This is a genomic window from Sphingobium sp. WCS2017Hpa-17 (assembly GCF_031843765.1).
Classification (GTDB): Bacteria; Pseudomonadota; Alphaproteobacteria; order Sphingomonadales; family Sphingomonadaceae; genus Sphingobium.
On the sequence record NZ_JAVTIV010000001.1, the window covers coordinates 300,963 to 316,612 of the forward strand.

General features: G+C 64.5%; 15 protein-coding genes. 4 read left to right on the top strand and 11 right to left on the bottom strand.

The features are described from left to right. Window positions 1-289 precede the first annotated feature (289 nt). Complete coding sequence (locus tag RQH62_RS01350) at window positions 290-1,000, top strand: Bax inhibitor-1/YccA family protein (protein ID WP_311266943.1); 711 nt, start codon at window positions 290-292, stop codon at window positions 998-1,000. After that, complete coding sequence (locus tag RQH62_RS01355; RefSeq protein ID WP_311266944.1) at window positions 1,000-1,293, top strand: zf-TFIIB domain-containing protein; 294 nt, start codon at window positions 1,000-1,002, stop codon at window positions 1,291-1,293. Before RQH62_RS01350 ends, RQH62_RS01355 begins: the two co-directional genes overlap by 1 nt. A gap of 144 nt (window positions 1,294-1,437) precedes the next feature. On the opposite strand, the gene RQH62_RS01360 is transcribed toward RQH62_RS01355, so the two are convergent. From RQH62_RS01360 to RQH62_RS01385, 6 genes are all read right to left on the bottom strand, one after another. Then, the gene (locus RQH62_RS01360) at window positions 1,438-1,731 is read right to left on the bottom strand and encodes a GIY-YIG nuclease family protein (protein ID WP_311266945.1); all 294 of its coding nucleotides are present in this window, start codon (window positions 1,729-1,731) and stop codon (window positions 1,438-1,440) included. A 111-nt stretch (window positions 1,732-1,842) separates the two neighbouring features. After that, a complete protein-coding gene (gene polA / locus RQH62_RS01365; protein ID WP_311266946.1) occupies window positions 1,843-4,626 on the bottom strand; it encodes a DNA polymerase I in 2,784 nt (927 codons plus the stop codon). A 40-nt stretch (window positions 4,627-4,666) separates the two neighbouring features. Further along, complete coding sequence (locus RQH62_RS01370) at window positions 4,667-5,392, bottom strand: anti-sigma factor (protein ID WP_311266947.1); 726 nt, start codon at window positions 5,390-5,392, stop codon at window positions 4,667-4,669. After that, complete coding sequence (locus tag RQH62_RS01375) at window positions 5,382-5,903, bottom strand: sigma-70 family RNA polymerase sigma factor (RefSeq protein ID WP_311266948.1); 522 nt, start codon at window positions 5,901-5,903, stop codon at window positions 5,382-5,384. Before RQH62_RS01375 ends, RQH62_RS01370 begins: the two co-directional genes overlap by 11 nt. A gap of 7 nt (window positions 5,904-5,910) precedes the next feature. After that, entirely contained in the window at window positions 5,911-7,176 is a 1,266-nt protein-coding gene (locus RQH62_RS01380; RefSeq protein ID WP_311266949.1) for a glycosyltransferase family 1 protein, read from the bottom strand. A gap of 35 nt (window positions 7,177-7,211) precedes the next feature. After that, entirely contained in the window at window positions 7,212-8,300 is a 1,089-nt protein-coding gene (locus RQH62_RS01385; protein ID WP_311266950.1) for an FUSC family protein, read from the bottom strand. Window positions 8,301-8,409: 109 nt separating this feature from the next. On the opposite strand from RQH62_RS01385, the gene RQH62_RS01390 reads away from it, so the two are divergent. Further along, window positions 8,410-9,210 (top strand): transporter, encoded by an 801-nt coding sequence (locus RQH62_RS01390; protein WP_311266951.1) that lies wholly within the window; start codon window positions 8,410-8,412, stop codon window positions 9,208-9,210. 1 nt (window position 9,211) lies between these two features. Here the strand turns inward: RQH62_RS01390 and RQH62_RS01395 are convergent, their stop codons facing one another. Beyond that, window positions 9,212-10,363 carry a serine hydrolase gene (locus tag RQH62_RS01395; RefSeq protein ID WP_311266952.1) on the bottom strand — a complete coding sequence of 384 codons (1,152 nt, stop codon included), beginning with the start codon at window positions 10,361-10,363 and terminating at the stop codon, window positions 9,212-9,214. Window positions 10,364-10,538: 175 nt separating this feature from the next. Here RQH62_RS01395 and RQH62_RS01400 point away from each other — a divergent pair, with 175 nt between their 5' ends. Continuing rightward, a complete protein-coding gene (locus tag RQH62_RS01400; RefSeq protein ID WP_311267496.1) occupies window positions 10,539-11,381 on the top strand; it encodes an alpha/beta hydrolase in 843 nt (280 codons plus the stop codon). 155 nt (window positions 11,382-11,536) lie between these two features. Here the strand turns inward: RQH62_RS01400 and nadB are convergent, their stop codons facing one another. From nadB to purN, 4 genes are all read right to left on the bottom strand, one after another. Next, a complete protein-coding gene (gene nadB / locus RQH62_RS01405) occupies window positions 11,537-13,141 on the bottom strand; it encodes an L-aspartate oxidase (RefSeq protein ID WP_311266953.1) in 1,605 nt (534 codons plus the stop codon). Between the two features lie 103 nt (window positions 13,142-13,244). Beyond that, complete coding sequence (locus RQH62_RS01410; protein ID WP_120250880.1) at window positions 13,245-14,174, bottom strand: ABC transporter ATP-binding protein; 930 nt, start codon at window positions 14,172-14,174, stop codon at window positions 13,245-13,247. Window positions 14,175-14,358: 184 nt separating this feature from the next. Next, a complete protein-coding gene (locus RQH62_RS01415; RefSeq protein WP_311266954.1) occupies window positions 14,359-14,514 on the bottom strand; it encodes a hypothetical protein in 156 nt (51 codons plus the stop codon). 138 nt (window positions 14,515-14,652) lie between these two features. Continuing rightward, the gene (purN, locus tag RQH62_RS01420) at window positions 14,653-15,603 is read right to left on the bottom strand and encodes a phosphoribosylglycinamide formyltransferase (protein ID WP_311266955.1); all 951 of its coding nucleotides are present in this window, start codon (window positions 15,601-15,603) and stop codon (window positions 14,653-14,655) included. Window positions 15,604-15,650 lie beyond the last annotated feature (47 nt).

A 15,650-nucleotide genomic window follows, 5' to 3' on the forward strand; every position in this document is an offset into this window, starting at 1 on the left:
GTGTCTAACTCGCTGTCTCATTTGTGGCCAACAGCCCCGGCACGACCCGGCCCGATTGTAATAAAATGTTGCGCAGAGGCCGATCCCTTGCAGCCGGGCATAGGGCATCCGATATTGCTGATGCGGGCCGGGCCCCTCTGGCGACATGGATTTCCCCCTGATCCCTGTCGCGATGTCGGACCGCATCGGGTGTGCCCGGTGCTGGTTTTTGCGGCGATTTGCCCCCTCTCGTTGCCGCAGGAGACCGCACCGGGCCACTCGAACCAACCTTTGGAGTGAGTGTGTCCCAATGAATAATCCCGTTCGCATGCCGGGCTATGGTGCCAGCCAGACGGCGCAGACCGACGCCGGCCTGCGCGCGCATATGCTGGGCGTCTTCCGCAACATGGGTATCGGCCTGGTCATCACCGGTCTGGTCGCAGCCCTTGTCGGCAATACCCCGGCGCTCGCCGCCGCCATCTATGGCACGCCCCTGAAGTGGGTCGCGATCTTCGCGCCTTTGGCCTTCGTCTTCTTCTTCAGCTTCCGCATGGAAAAGATGACGACCTCGGGCGCCCGCACCGCTTTCTACGCTTTTGCCGCCGTGATGGGCGTGTCGCTGGGCAGCGTCTTCCTCGTCTTCACCGGCGGCAGCATCGCCCAGGCCTTCTTCTCGGCCGCGGTCATGTTCCTCGCCATGGCGCTGTGGGGCTATACCACCCAGCGTGACCTGACGAAGATGGGCAGCTTCCTGATGATGGGCCTGATCGGCATCATCGTCGCGAGCCTGATCAACCTCTTCATCGGTTCGTCGGCGATGGCGATGGTCATCTCGATCATCGGCGTGGTGGTCTTCACCGGCCTCACTGCCTGGGACGTGCAGCGCATCAAGTCGGAATATTTCTATTATGCCGGCCATGAGGTTGCCGGGAAGATGCAGGTCATGGGCGCGCTGTCGCTGTACCTGAACTTCGTCAACCTGTTCCAGATGCTGCTCAGCCTGACGGGCGAACGCGAATAATGCGCGATCAGGCTCAAGTGTCGGCGATGCTCTGCCCGGTCTGTCATGTCGGCCTCGCCATGACGGACCGGCAGGGGGTCGAAATCGACTATTGCCCGCAATGCCGGGGCGTCTGGCTGGACCGGGGCGAACTGGACAAGATCATCGAGCGATCCGGGCAGGCAAGCGCCCCCACGCCGCAACCCGCCCCCTTCGCCCAGCAGAGCTACCGGCCGGACCGCGACTATCGCGACGATGGTCGCGGCTACCCGAAGAAGCGCAAGAAGAGCTTCCTGGAAGAGTTGTTCGATTGAGAAAAGACCGGTCCCGATGGGGCCGGCCTTTTTTGTTGGCGCGAAGAAAAGGGACAACCCAGCCTACGCTGGGATGACGGCGTAGATGAGGGAGATGCAATCAACCTCGTCTACGCCAGCGAAGGCTGGCATCTCTCTTCTTCTTCAGTCCAGATGCAGCGTATCGAAGAGGTCGCCCCATTTCGGATTGATGCTTTCGATCAAGGCGATCTTCCAGTCGCGTTGCCACGCTTTCAAAGATTTCTCGCGGGCGATGGCGTCCATGATTGTCGCATGCCGCTCGGCATAGACCAGCCGGTCGAGCCGATAGCGGCGGCAAAAATCGGAGCCGCTGCCATCGCGATGCTGCATGGCGCGATGCGGCAGGCTGGATGTAACGCCGATATAGAGCACGCCATAGGCGCGGTTCGTCATGATATAGACCCAGCCCCCGCTCATATGGCGAGGGTGCGTCAAAAGGTAGGGAGATGCCAGCTTTCGCTGGCATGACGAATATAATTTATCGTCATCCCAGCGTAGGCTGGGATCTCTCTTTTCTTCTACCCATTATCAATGCGCCGCGCCCCAACTCGGCCCCGTCCCGATTTCCACACCCAGCGGGACGCTCAGTTTCACGATTGGTTCGGCTGCGCTCTCCATGACCTGCCGGATGACCGTGCTGGCCGCATCCACATCGCCTTCGGGCAGTTCGAACACCAGTTCGTCATGCACTTGCAGCAGCATCTTCACATTGGGCAGGCCCGCTGCCTCCAGCGCCGGTCCCATGCGCGCCATGGCCCGCTTGATGATGTCCGCGCTGGTGCCCTGAATGGGCGCGTTGATCGCGGCGCGTTCGGCGCCTTGTCGTTCATGCTGGACCGACGCCTTGATGCGCGGAAACCATGTCTTTCGGCCGAACAACGTTTCGGTATAGCCGCGTTCCCGGACCTTCTCGATCGTTTCGTTGATATAGATGCTGATGCCGGGGAAGCGCTCATAATAGCGGCTGATCATGTCCTGCGCCTCGTCCGCGCTAATCTCCAGCCGACCGGCGAGGCCCCAGCGGGAAATGCCGTAGAGGATAGCGAAGTTGATCGTCTTGGCCCGGCCGCGCGTGTCGCGATTGACCTCCCCGAACAATTCCTGCGCGGTGCGGTTGTGAATGTCCTCGCCCGCCGCGAAGGCGTCCTTGAGCGCGGGCACATCAGCCATATGCGCCGCCAGTCGCAATTCGATCTGGCTATAGTCCGCCGCCAGGATGACATTGCCCGGCTCGGCGACGAAGGCGTGGCGGATCTGGCGGCCGACTTCGGTGCGGATCGGGATATTCTGGAGGTTCGGATCGGTCGAAGACAGGCGGCCGGTCTGCGCACCGGTCAGCGAATAGCTGGTATGGACGCGGCCCGTATCCTTGTTGATCTGCGCCTGAAGCGCGTCCGTGTAAGTGGACTTGAGCTTGGATAGCTGCCGCCACTCCAGCACCTTGTCTGCGATCGGCGCGCCTTGCGCCTTCAGTTGCTCAAGGATGGTGACATCGGTGGAATAGGCGCCCGACTTGCCTTTCTTGCCGCCCTTATACCCCATCTTGTCGAACAGGATCGCGCCAAGCTGCTGGGTCGATCCGATGGCGAAGGGTTGCCCCGCAATCTCGTGAATCTCGGTTTCCAGCGCGGCGATGCCGGCGGTGAATTCGGCCGACAGGCGCGAGAGATGCTCGCGATCGACCTTGATCCCCTGATGCTCCATTTTGGCGATCACGCCTACCAGCGGACGGTCGACCAGCTCATAGACGCGGTTTGCGCCTTCATTGGCGACGCGGGTTTTGAAGCGCTTCCAAAGGCGCAGCGTAACGTCGGCATCCTCGGCGGCATATTCGGTCGCGCGGGGCAGGGGGACTTCGGCGAAACTGATCTGACTCTTGCCCGTGCCGACCACCTCCTTGAAGCTGATGCACTGGTGGTTGAGGTGGGTCTTCGCGGCCTCATCCATGCCATGACCGGCTAGGCTCTGCCCGGCGTCAAGGTCGAAGCTCATGACGATCGTGTCATCATAGGGTGCGATCTCGATACCGTGACGGCGGAGCACGGTGAGGTCATATTTCAGATTCTGGCCGATCTTGAGGATGCTGTCATCCTCCAGCAGCGGCTTCAGCTTGGCGATGACCAGCGCCTTGTCCAACTGCTCCGGCCGTTCTGCAAACATGTCGGTGCCGCCATGGCCGACCGGGATATAACAGGCCTTGTTCGGGCCGGTGGCCAGGCTGATGCCGACCAGCTGGCAGGACACGGCGTCCAGCATGTCCGTCTCGCTATCGACGGCCACCAGACCCTCGGCATAGGCGGCGGCGATCCAGCGATCGAGCGCATCCTCCGTCACCACCGTTTCATAGAGGCTGCGGTCGATCGCCGGTTCTTCCACAGGCGCCGGGGCGGCGGGAGCGGGCTCTGCGCCGACCGCGCTGGTCGCGGCCACCGCAACGGCTGCGGCTGGCGCGCCTAGCCGATTCAGCAGCGTTTTGAAGCCATGGTGGGACAGGAACTCCTGCAAGGGCTCCTTCGGAATGCCCTTGAGCGTCAGGTCGTCCAGCGGTTCGGGCAGGTCCATGCTGTCATGCAGCGCCACCAGACGCCGCGACAACCGGGCCATGTCGGCATGGGCGATCAGGTTTTCCTGCATCTTCGACTTCTTCATCGAAGGCGCAGCCTCCAGCGCGGCCTCCAGCGATCCATATTCGGTGATCAGCTTGGCCGCCGTCTTGGGGCCGATGCCAGGGATGCCGGGGACATTGTCGACGCTGTCGCCCATCAGCGCCAGCACATCGCCCAGTTGCTCGGGCTGAACGCCGAATTTGCCGACCACATAGTCCGCGCCGCGCCGCTCATTCTTCATCGTGTCATACATGTCGACGCCGGGCTGGATCAACTGCATCAGATCCTTGTCGGAGCTGACGATGGTGACATGCCATCCTGCGCGCACGGCAGCCTGGGTGTAGCTGGCGATGATGTCGTCGGCCTCGAACCCGGCTTCCTCGATGCAGGGGAGGGAGAAGGCGCGGGTCGCGTCGCGGATCATCGGAAATTGCGGGATCAGGTCTTCCGGCGCGGGCGGGCGGTTCGCCTTATACTGGTCGTACATATCGTTGCGGAAGGTGTGCGAGCCCTTGTCCAGCACCACGGCCAGATGCGTCGGGCCTTCCGCCTTGCCCAGTTCCTCGGCCAGTTTCCACAGCATCGTCGTATAGCCATAGACCGCGCCGACCGGCTGGCCATGCTGATTGGTGAGCGGCGGAAGCTGGTGATAGGCGCGGAAGATATAGCCGCTGCCGTCGACGAGGTAGAGGTGATTCTGGGTCATGGAGGAGGAGATAGCGGGTAACGTCTATCCCCTCCAGCCTTCAGGACCAGTCGCGCGTCAAAGCCTCTGCCGTGGCGTCCATCAGGCGCGGTTCGCCGCTGCCGGTCAGCGCATAGGACATGTCGCCGCGCCGCCAGTAGGCGACCGATTCCGCGCCTTCCTGCACCGCGTCGGGCCGCTCAGGCGCGCGGCTGCGATCGCGCAGGGCAAAGAGCGAGAAATTCTTGCCGCCCTCCGTCTTCACAGCCACCACCAGCGCCGGGCCGCGCTCGGTGGGGAAGAGCTGGACATCGGTCACTCGCCAGTCGTCGGGCAGATGCGGCATGGCGATCCGGGTGTTGGACGCGATTTCGCGGGCATCATATTTGGGCGTCTCTACCTGCGACACCATGGCCGCGCGCATCATCGCGATGCGGTGCGAATTGACCGCATAATCGACATAATCTGGCGGGCCGGAGGGGGGCAGGAAGGTTAGGGCCAGACCGGCTGCTGCTGCGAGCGGGGCAACCAGCGGCAGGGCGCGGCGCCAGCGTGGCCGGACGGCCGCCGCCTGCAACCGGGTGGCTGCGTCGGCCATGGCCGGTGGTACGGCGTCGGGGCGTGGCGCCATCAGCCGCAGGGCACTGCGGGTCGACAGGTCGGCCATGACCTGCGCCGCCTGATCGGGATGGCGGGACAGATGCGTCTCCACCACGAAGCGGCGGGACAGATCCAACTGGTCATCTACATAGGCGTCGATCTCCAGCGCGTTCACGTCATTGGTCATCCTGTCCTCCCACAATCCGCAGGCGCGGATGGCTTTTCCCTGTTTGCCCTTCCCGAAGCGCAGTCCGCGCCCGCGACAGGCGCGACATCACCGTGCCGATCGGAATGTCCAATATGTCGGCCGCCTGCTGATAGCTCAGCCCGTCGATCGCGGTCAGATGCAGCACCGCGCGCTGGGCGTCGGGCAGGGCGGCGAAACCCTGCGCTATCTCCGCCAGCCGCACATGCTCTTCCTGCTGCGGATCGACGCTGGATAGCAAAGTCTCGGCGAACCGGTCGTTCCGGCGCGTTTCCGCGGCCTGGCGCCGCTTGCCCGATACGAACACATTATGGACGATCGCCAGCAGCCAGCGGGTGCGGCTGCGTTCGGGCTGATAGGTCGCTTTGCGTTCGATCGCGCGCAGCAGCGCGTCCTGCACGACATCGTCTGCATCCACATCGTCGCGGGCGAGCGACCGGGCATAGCGGCGCATCGCCAGCAGGTCCGCCTCCATGTCGCGCGCATCATCCATGGGCGGCTTATCCCGTGCCGGCACGGGCGGGGCAAGCGACGATAACTGGCGCCTGACGATCGGCAGGTGTGGGAATGCCGAGCAGGCCGGCATAGGCCTGCACGACCGATTGCAGCACATCATCCCAGCGATGCCGGCTGGCGGCACTCGCTGCCGCCTGACGCATGGCGGCGAGGCGCGTTGGCGTCCGGATCAGCATTGAGGCAGCATCGGCATAGGCGTCCGCGTCAGTCGGGGGCAGCAGCACCCCGGTGCGGCCGGCGTCGATCAGACTGGCGGCGCTGGGCACATCGGCGGAAAGGACGGCGAGGCCGGAAGCCATAGCCTCCAGATTGACGTTGCCAAAGGCTTCGGTGACGCTGGGATTGATGAGCAGGTCTGCGCTTGCCACCGCGCGGCCGAGGTCGGCGCCGCTTAGATGGCCCATGAAATTGGCATTGGGCAGGCGCTGCGCGAGCCAGGACCGGGCTGGCCCTTCACCCACGATCAGCGGGCGGATCTGATGCCCGCGCGCGCGGATCGCGGCGATCGCGTCGGCAAAGATGCCCAGCCCCTTTTCCAGTACCAGCCGGCCGAAGAAGAGCGGCACGACATCCTGATCCTCATAACCGAGCGCGGCCCGCAGCGCAGGATCGCGCAGCGTCGGGGCAAACTGGGTCGGGTCGATACCTCGCCCCCACACAGCCACTTTCGCTGCGCCATGGTGAGCGGCCATTTCGTCGCGGATCGGTGGAGTTGGCGCCAATATGCAGTCGGCATCGCCATAGAAGCGATCGAGATAGCGTTCCATCGTCCCGCGCAGGAAGCCGAGGCGATAATAATCGAGATAGGTTTCGAAGCGCGTGTGCAAGCTGGCGACGACGGGGATACCGCGCGCTCGCGCATGTTTCTGTGCCTGCCGGCCCAGCAGGTCAGGCGCGGAAAGATGGACGATGTCCGGTGCGAAGGCATCGAGATCGCGGCGCACCCCGCGCGTCAGGCCGATGGCGAGTCGATATTCCGGCCGGCCGGGCAGGCTGAGCGAGGGCACCGAACGGACTTCGCCGACCGAGGCGAAAGCGGGTTGCGGCGCAGTGGGTGAGTAGATGCGGACCTGCGCGCCGATCCGGTGCAACAGATGGGCGACGAGGCGATTGAGCGCACGGTTGGCGCCATCGCGGACGCAGTCATAATTGCCGGAAAAAAGGGCGATGCGGAGCGGTGGGCGGCCGGTCGTGATCGGCCGGATCGGCACGATGCTGGAGGAAATGGCTGTAGGGAAATAGGCATTCATGCCGGGCATACGCCTGTCGGCTTATGCTTATTCCATCAGATGCCGCCGGTTTCATCCTGGGTTGGCGTGGCGGGCGTAGCTGGCCGGCGGGCGCCGAAGGCATGGCCGATCAGCAGTACCGGCAACAGCATGGCGATGCCGACGAAGATGGCAGTCAGGCGCTCCGATGCGGGCAGAAGTTCGGCTGCATCATAGCGATCGGGCACAAGCGTCACCAGCACGGCCAGGGTGAATTGCGTGCCGATATAGCGATGGGCGGGATCGCCATTTTCCAGATGCCGCCCCAGCGCCGTGCCGATGGCGGTGCCAACCAGCAGGGGCAGGGCAGACCCGCCGGCGCCCAGAAGGACGGCGGCGGAAAACAGTGCGCCGACGCCGCATCCGATGGTGCGCTGGAGAATACGACGGCTGACCGGCGCAAGGCCGCTCTGGCCGATGCCGGTGGCGGGAAGAACCATGACCGCCATGATCATGATCGCACCCTGCGCCAGAGCGGGAATGTGGAAGACGATGCCGAGCGCCACTAGCAAGGCGAGCGCGACGCCGGCCTGACAGGCATGGCGGAAAGCGTCGCGATGCCAGGGCGCGCCGATTGGCAGCGGCGTAGGTGGAGCAGGCCAGCGCCGGCGCAGGGTGAGAGTGCTGATTAGGCTGACGGCGAGGCATGCGGCGATACCGGCCACCGTTTCCAGGATGCGGGTGTGCACGAAGGCGGCGAGCGCGATGTCCGGATGCTCCAGCTTGTCCAGCAGCACCATGGCGAAGGTGAGTCCAAAGAAGAGCCACGCATAGGAACGACGGGAGGTGATGGCGGCATAGAGGCTGACGGTGCCGACCAGCATCATCGCCAGCGCCGTAATCGGCCAGAAGGGCAGAATGAATGGCGCGATGCCCAATGCGAGCAGGCCGCCCGCGAGCGTGCCGACGATCCGCAGCGCGCCACGCATCAGCGTTTCGGCGGCATGGCCACGCATGACCATATAACCGGCAAAGGCCGCCCAGGAGATATGGGTCGCGCCCAGCAGATGCGCGATCAGGATCGCCAGCAACACCGATGCGACGCACTCGCCTTCGTCGATGGTGCGCGCGGTTATCCGCTTCGACAGAGATCGGCCACAAGCCATGGCCGGTTCATGCCGCAACGGCGCGCGCTTGGCCAGATTGCGTGCGGGAACATGATTATGTCCGACCGGTTTCCTGCTATGTCATCGGCCACAAAAGGGGGGAATGGGGATGAAGCGGATATGGATGCTGCTGGTCGCGCTGATGCCGGTAGCGGCACTGGCGCAGGCTGAAGAGCCACGCGACCTGTGCGCCGACAGGCCGGGGCTGGGCACGCCGGCCTGTACGGTCGACAAGGGGCGGGTCGTGGTGGAACTGGGGCTGGGCGACTGGACGCGGGAGCAGGATGGGCAAAGCCGGACCGACACGATCCAGACCGGCGACATGCTGGTGCGTCTGGGGCTGGCGGATCATCTGGAGGCGCAAATCGGTTGGACCGCCTTTGGCCATGTGCGCACGCGCGACAGGATGAGTGGTGTGGTGGACAGCGATAGCGGTATCGGGGATGTGCGTGTGGCGCTGCGCCGGAACCTGAGCAACCCGGATGCGTCGGGCTTTTCGGTGGCGCTGATGCCTTATGCGTCGTTGCCGGCCGGCGGATCGGCCATCGGCGATGGCGATTGGGGTGCCGGACTGTTGGTGCCAGTCAGCTTCGATATCGGGCATGGCCTGTCGCTGGAGTGGGTGCCGGAGATCGACGCGGCGGTCGATGAGGACCGGTCCGGGCGGCATGTCGCCTATGGCAGCGTCGCCGGGCTGGGCTTTGACCTGAGCGATAGCCTGTCCGGCACGATCGAAGCGTCGCTGATGCGGGACGACGATCCGACCGGCCATGCTACAGAGGCGCTGGCCGGCCTGTCCTTTGGTTGGCAACCCAGCGACGACATGCAGTTCGACATCGGCGTCAATGCCGGGCTGAATGCGGACAGTCCGGACGGGGAAGTCTATTTCGGCGTCGTGCGTCGCTTCTGACTCAGCGCGGTTCGTGGTTCGCCACGACCGCCTTGGCCACCGCTTGCATCAATGCCCAGCGTTCGGGGATGCCGACCGTGGTCGATCCGATCATCACCGCAACGGCATAGCTGGTGCCGTCCGGCGCGGTCATGATGCCGATATCGTTGAAACCGGTGGAGCGGGGCGGCAGATCCTGACCGGTCCCGGTCTTGTGCAGATAGGACCAGCCCGGCGGGACGCCGCCCTTGATCCGCTGCGGCCCGGTCTTGGCTTCCGACATGATCGAAAGCAGCAGGCGCGAGGAGGCGGGCGAGAGCATGTCATTCTGCTTCAGCTTCGCCAACGCCTGCACAATCGAGGAGGGCGCCGCGCCGTCGGGCGGGCTGGCGAGATAATTATCGAGGGCCTTTTGCCGCACCGTCATCGGCAGCTTGGCGCGGGCAGCGTAGAAATTCCGGCCGATCGAATAATCCTGCCGCCAGTCTAGGCCGGCGGTGGCCGATTGCAGCAGCCGTTCGCCCGGACCGAAGCGGATATCCTTGATCATCCGCCGTGCCAGGAAGCCGCGTACCGCATCCGGCCCGCCGACGGCGCGGAGCAGCGTGTCGTTGGCGGTATTGTCGCTTTGCGTCATTGCGCGGCGCATCAGGTCGGAATAGCTGGTCGTCCAGCCGCCATTTTGCGCCACCAATGCAGCGGTCGGCTGGTGGAACAGGGTCAGGTCGTTGCGGGTGATGGTGGTCGTGTCGGTGATGCGCAGCTTGCCGCGATCCACCGCGTCGAGGAAGGTCATCGACACCCAGAGTTTAGACACGCTCTGCTGCGGAAAGAGCGAGGTGCCGTTCCATGCCACGGTCCAGTCCGTACCGATGCGGCGGACGGCGATGCCGACCTTGCCCCGGAAACTCTGGCCAAGGTTGCGCACGACGCTGACCAGTGCGGGTGGTGGTGCCTCGTTCTGGTCGATATCGCGATAGGGTAGCGGCGGATTGGCAACCGGGCGGATCGGCCATGTATTGGTGGTCGGCTGAGGCCGGCCGGGTATCGGCTTTTGCGGTATGGCGGCGGCCGCCTGCGCACGGGGCGGCTCTGGTGCGCTTACACAGGCGGACAAGGCCGCGACCAGCAGGACCAGACGCGCCGAAGCCGCCCGGTTTTCATTCGATGTCATTAGCGTCCCCGCACTCTCTCAAGGCACAATAGGGGCGGTCCGCCGATCGTCCGGCAAGACCCATGCGACGAATGATTCCACAAATGCGATGTAAGGAGGATGAACGATGCAACCGCCTGATGTCGCGCGGTGTCATTCGGTTGCGGTTCAGGGGCGGGCGGGCAATAGCGGGCGCATGACGACGAACGGACTGGACAGGCGGGCGCTGTTGCTGGGCGCCATGGCGGCGGGCATGATGGCGCATGGCGGCACGGCATGGGCGGCGCCCTTCGTTTCGCGGCGCATCGTCATGAACGTGCGTGGCGCAGGCCGCGACGTGATCCTTATTCCCGGCCTCGCCAGTGGCCCCGGCATCTGGAACGGGGTGCTGGGCGGGGTGCCGGGCTATCGCTATCATCTGGTGCATGTGCGCGGCTTTGCCGGACTGGCGCCGGAGGGCAATGCCAGCGGTGCGCTGCTTCAGCCGATCGCGGACGAGATTGCCCGTTATGTCTCCGCCGCCGGCCTCAAGCGCCCGGCGATCGTCGGGCACAGCATGGGCGGTACGCTGGCGATGTTGCTGGGCCTGAAAGGGTTGGCGAGCCGGGTGATGGTGGTGGACATGCTGCCGGCCGGCGCGGCGATGGTCGGCGGAACGGCCAGCGGCATGGGCTATCTGGCCGACCAGTTGAGCGGCTATTTCACAGGGACGCAGGCGGGGCGCCGTTATCTGGCGCAGATCGTCGCGCAGGCGCCTGGGGCCAAGGGCAGCGACCCCGATGTCATCGCCAATGCTCTGCGCGACCTGGCCAATACCGATCTCGGACCACAGCTTTCGCGGCTGGGCGCGTCGCTGGAGGTCGTTTATGCCGTGGGCAGCGATGCGCAGCAGGCGGCGTCGATCACCCGCAGTTTCCAGAGCGCCTATGCGGGCAAGAAAGGTGCTTTGTTGAAACCGCTGGGGCCGAGCGGCCATATGGTGATGGCCGACCAGCCTGCCCGCTTCAACGCGCTGCTCAAGGATTTTCTGATCGTTTGACACGGATCAAACCATGGCGGGGAAAGGGCAAGTAGGAAAGCACTCCCGGATGTGCTTCCAGCGCGTCCCTCCTCCACCTCATGGCGCGGCGTCCCCCCGGATGGCCGCGCCATTTTTTCCTGACCTTCGTTCGTTTCGAGCGAACGGGCAGGGTTTTATGGGGCGAGAACCGTGTCCACCGCGTCCGGCAGCGTGTCAGGATAGTCGAGTGTGTAGTGGAGGCCCCGGCTTTCCTTGCGATGCAGGGCGGAGCGGACGACGAGGCGCGCGACCTCCAGCAGGTTGCGCAGTTCGATGAGGTCGGGCGTGACGCGAAAATTGCCGTAATATTCATCGACTTCCTTGGACAGGAGGTCGATGCGGTGCTGGGCGCGCTCCAGCCGTTTGGTGGTGCGGACGATACCGACATAATCCCACATGAAGCGCCGGATTTCCTTCCAGTTATGCTGGACGATGACTTCCTCGTCGCCATTGGTGACCCGGCTTTCGTCCCACGGCCGGATCGGCGGCGGGGTGGGGAGGTCGTCCCAATTGGCGCGGATGTGCCTGGCGGCTGCCTCGCCGAAGACGAAACATTCGAGTAGCGAGTTGGAAGCCAGACGGTTGGCGCCGTGCAGGCCGCTTTCGCTGACTTCGCCGGCGGCATAGAGGCCGGGCAGGTCGGTGCGACCGTCCAGATCGATCACCACGCCGCCGCAGGTATAATGCTGCGCTGGGACGACCGGGATCGGTTCCTTCGTGATGTCGATGTCGAGGTCCAGCAGCCGGGCGTAGATGGTCGGGAAATGATGCCGCACGAAGGCGGGGTCCTTGTGACTGATATCCAGATGGACATAGTCGAGGCCCAGCCGCTTGATTTCATGGTCGATGGCACGGGCCACGATATCGCGGGGGGCCAGTTCTTCGCGCGGGTCGAAGCGGGGCATGAAGCGCTCGCCACCGCCCGGCACGCCGGGGGGGAGTTTCAGATGGCCGCCTTCGCCACGCACGGCTTCGGTGATCAGGAAATTCTTGATCTCCAGATTGTAGAGGCAGGTCGGGTGGAACTGGTTCATTTCCATGTTCGACACGCGGCATCCCGCGCGCCAGGCCATGGCGATGCCGTCGCCGGTCGCGCCGCGCGGCGCGGTGGAGAAGAGATAGGTGCGGCCCGCACCGCCGGTGCACAGGATCGTTGCCCGGCCGAGCAGCGCGTCCACCCGCTGGGTCTGGCGGTTGAAGGCATAGACGCCCCAGACATGGCCGTCGCCAGAATAGCGTTCCCCATGACGGGAGGTGATGAGGTCGATGGCGACCATATCCTCCATCAGGGTGATGTTCGGGTTGGCGCGGGCGGCTTTCAGCAGCGCGACCTGCACCGCATGGCCGGTGGCGTCATCGACATGGACGATGCGGCGGTGGCTGTGGCCGCCTTCGCGGGTCAGATCCCAGCGCTTGCCGAAGGCCTCGCCGCCGTTGAACGGGACGCCGAGGTCGGCCAGCCGTTCGATCGCGGCGGGCGCTTCGGAGACGACAAACTGGACCGTTTCCAGATTGTTGAGGCCGGCGCCGGCGACCATCGTGTCTTCGACATGTGCCTCGAAACTGTCACCCGCGTCGAGTACGGCGGCAATGCCGCCCTGCGCCCAGTTGGTCGACCCACCATCGAGCGCGCCCTTGGCCAGCACCAGCACCTTGCGGTCCTGCGCCAGGTTGATGGCGGCCGTCAGCCCCGCAGCGCCGGAACCGATGATGATGACGTCATGGGTGATGGTGGACATAGGCTTCTCGATTGTTCGGGTCTGTTCCCTATCCCGTTCGGTTCGAGCTTGTCGAGAACCCGTGCGCACCGGTTCTCGACAAGCTCGAACCGAACGGAGGTTGCTAGGCCGCCGCCGTGAGGTTGAGGAAGACGTCCTCCAGATCGGGGTCGCGCGTCACGACGTCGACGATGGCGAGGCCGCTGGCCTGCACCGCGCTCAGCACCTGACCGGCATTGGCGCGGTCTTTCATATAGGTGATGGTCAGGGTGCGGTCGCCGGACAGTTCGACTTTCTCGAAGCAAGGCGCGTCAGGAGCCACCGTCAGGTCGCGGTCCACCGTCACCTGCACGACCTTTTCCTGCGCCATGGCGAGGAGTTCGCGGGTCGGCTTGTCGGTGATGACCTTGCCATGGTTGATGATGCCGATCCGGTCGCACAATTCTTCGGCTTCCTCCAGATAATGGGTCGTCAGCACGATGGTGACGCCCAGCGCGTTCAACTCGCGGACATAGGCCCAGAGTTGCTGGCGCAGTTGCACATCGACGCCGGCGGTCGGCTCGTCCAGCACCAGGATCGGCGGCGAATGCACCATCGCCTTGGCTACCAGCAGGCGGCGCTTCATGCCGCCCGACAGCGTGCGGGCATAGGCATGGGCTTTGTCGTCCAGATGGACGGCGCGCAGCAATTCCATCGTGCGGCGGCGATCCTTGGCCACGCCGTAGAAGCCGGCCTGATTTTCCAGCGTTTCGAACGGCGTGAAGAAGGGGTCGAAGACGATTTCCTGCGGCACGATGCCGATGCTGTTCTTTGCGTTGCGCGGATGGGCGTCGATGTCGAAGCCCCAGATGCTGACGTCGCCCTCGCTCTTGTTCACCATGCCGGCCAGGATGTTGATCGTGGTCGACTTGCCTGCGCCATTGGGGCCGAGCAGCCCGTAGATCTGGCCGCGCGGGATGGACAGGTTGATCCCGTCGAGCGCGCGCTTGCCGCCCTTATAGACTTTGGTGAGGTTGCGGATCTCGATCGCGGCGGGGGCGGGGCTGTCGGTCATGCTTGCTCTATGGGGATCGGCAGCGGGGAAGGGAAGGGGCGGATTGGCGCAGAGCGACGCGACAAGCGAAGTTCACACCGTTGGTGGGGGTGCAAGAAGGCGTTTTGGGGCAATTGCGACGGGTGGGCGACGGCAAGGTGACAGGCGCGCGACGGTGACGCGACATTCGCGCGCTAGTTCTACGCTACCGACGCGGCATGCCCGCCACCTGCGCGGCACGGTGGACGCTGCCATATTCTAGCAGCGCAGCGAGGAAGAGCCGTTGCTTCGTGGGTGTCCAGCGGGCGCGCGGGGCGCGGCGGGCGGGGACGGGCGGGTTGGGATGACAGGTCTGGTCCATCCAAGAGTGTGGATCAGAAAAGGCGCGTGTAGGAAAGCGGATTGGATGGGCGTCGTTTCGTTACCGCAGCGAAGGCTGGTATCGCAGAAGATGGAGCGTAAGGCCAGCCTACGCTGGGATGACGGATGTTGGGAATATTTAAAACTGATCGGCGATATCCATCAGGCCCAGCAGCTTTTTCGGTGCGATCTGGCGCCAGCTGGCGCGCAGGCGGTCCGCGATATGGTCCCAGTCGGTGTCGCCCAGGTCGAGGCGGATGCCGACCCAGTCGGTGCCGAAATAGGCGGGGCGGTAATAGCGTTCCGGATCGGCTTCCATCAGTGTGGCCTGTTCTTCCGGCGCAGTGGTCTTCACCAGCACGGCGATGATGCCGTCGCCATGATGGTCGCGGGTGAAATAAGCGAATTTCTTGCCCTTCACGATGCCGAAACAGGGCATGCCGTGCGAGACGATCTCGTCCGCCTGCGGCAGGGCGAGCGCGGCTTCGCGGACCTTGTTGAGCAGCCAGTCGGGCTGGCGTTCGCGAGTGACGAAGCCGGCGAGCGTGCGCGAATAGAGCTGATGCTCGGCGATGAGGATGCGGGCGGCGAGGCTGTCTTCGGTGTCGCCGGGCAGGATCGCGACCGGGGTCTGGCCCAGCACCGGGCCGTCGTCCAGTTCGGCCGTCACGATATGGACCGAGCAGCCGGCGAGGCTGTCGCCCGCGTCGATCGCGCGCTGATGGGTGTCGAGGCCCTTGTACTTGGGCAGCAGGCTGGGGTGGATGTTGAGCATCCGACCTTCCCAGCCCGACACGAATTCGGGCGAGAGCAGGCGCATATAGCCGGCGAGCGCGACATAATGGGCGCCGGCGTCGCGCAGCCGCGCGTCGATGATCTGGTCGAATTCGGCGCGTTTGAGGCCCTTATGGCTCTGGCCGAAGGTCGGGATGCCTTCGGCGGCGGCGAGGGTGAGGCCGGGGGCATCGGGATCGTTGGCGGCGACCAGTACGATCTCATAGGGGCAGTCGTCGGCCTTTGCGGCATAGAGCAAGGCTGCCATGTTCGAGCCACGGCCGGAAATCAGGACGCCGACTTTTGCTTTGGTCATTTCAAAACTCCGTTCGTCCTGAGTAGCCGCTGAGCTTGTCGAAGCGG

Excerpts from the sequence above, each read along its gene's own strand:
- RQH62_RS01350 (WP_311266943.1), top strand. The coding sequence starts at position 290 with ATGAATAATCCCGTTCGCATGCCGGGCTATGGTGCCAGCCAGACGGCG.
- RQH62_RS01355 (WP_311266944.1), top strand. The coding sequence starts at position 1,000 with ATGCGCGATCAGGCTCAAGTGTCGGCGATGCTCTGCCCGGTCTGTCAT.
- RQH62_RS01360 (WP_311266945.1), bottom strand. The coding sequence starts at position 1,731 with ATGAGCGGGGGCTGGGTCTATATCATGACGAACCGCGCCTATGGCGTG.
- polA (WP_311266946.1), bottom strand. The coding sequence starts at position 4,626 with ATGACCCAGAATCACCTCTACCTCGTCGACGGCAGCGGCTATATCTTC.
- RQH62_RS01370 (WP_311266947.1), bottom strand. The coding sequence starts at position 5,392 with ATGACCAATGACGTGAACGCGCTGGAGATCGACGCCTATGTAGATGAC.
- RQH62_RS01375 (WP_311266948.1), bottom strand. The coding sequence starts at position 5,903 with ATGGATGATGCGCGCGACATGGAGGCGGACCTGCTGGCGATGCGCCGC.
- RQH62_RS01380 (WP_311266949.1), bottom strand. The coding sequence starts at position 7,176 with ATGAATGCCTATTTCCCTACAGCCATTTCCTCCAGCATCGTGCCGATC.
- RQH62_RS01385 (WP_311266950.1), bottom strand. The coding sequence starts at position 8,300 with ATGGCTTGTGGCCGATCTCTGTCGAAGCGGATAACCGCGCGCACCATC.
- RQH62_RS01390 (WP_311266951.1), top strand. The coding sequence starts at position 8,410 with ATGAAGCGGATATGGATGCTGCTGGTCGCGCTGATGCCGGTAGCGGCA.
- RQH62_RS01395 (WP_311266952.1), bottom strand. The coding sequence starts at position 10,363 with ATGACATCGAATGAAAACCGGGCGGCTTCGGCGCGTCTGGTCCTGCTG.
- RQH62_RS01400 (WP_311267496.1), top strand. The coding sequence starts at position 10,539 with ATGACGACGAACGGACTGGACAGGCGGGCGCTGTTGCTGGGCGCCATG.
- nadB (WP_311266953.1), bottom strand. The coding sequence starts at position 13,141 with ATGTCCACCATCACCCATGACGTCATCATCATCGGTTCCGGCGCTGCG.
- RQH62_RS01410 (WP_120250880.1), bottom strand. The coding sequence starts at position 14,174 with ATGACCGACAGCCCCGCCCCCGCCGCGATCGAGATCCGCAACCTCACC.
- RQH62_RS01415 (WP_311266954.1), bottom strand. The coding sequence starts at position 14,514 with ATGGACCAGACCTGTCATCCCAACCCGCCCGTCCCCGCCCGCCGCGCC.
- purN (WP_311266955.1), bottom strand. The coding sequence starts at position 15,603 with ATGACCAAAGCAAAAGTCGGCGTCCTGATTTCCGGCCGTGGCTCGAAC.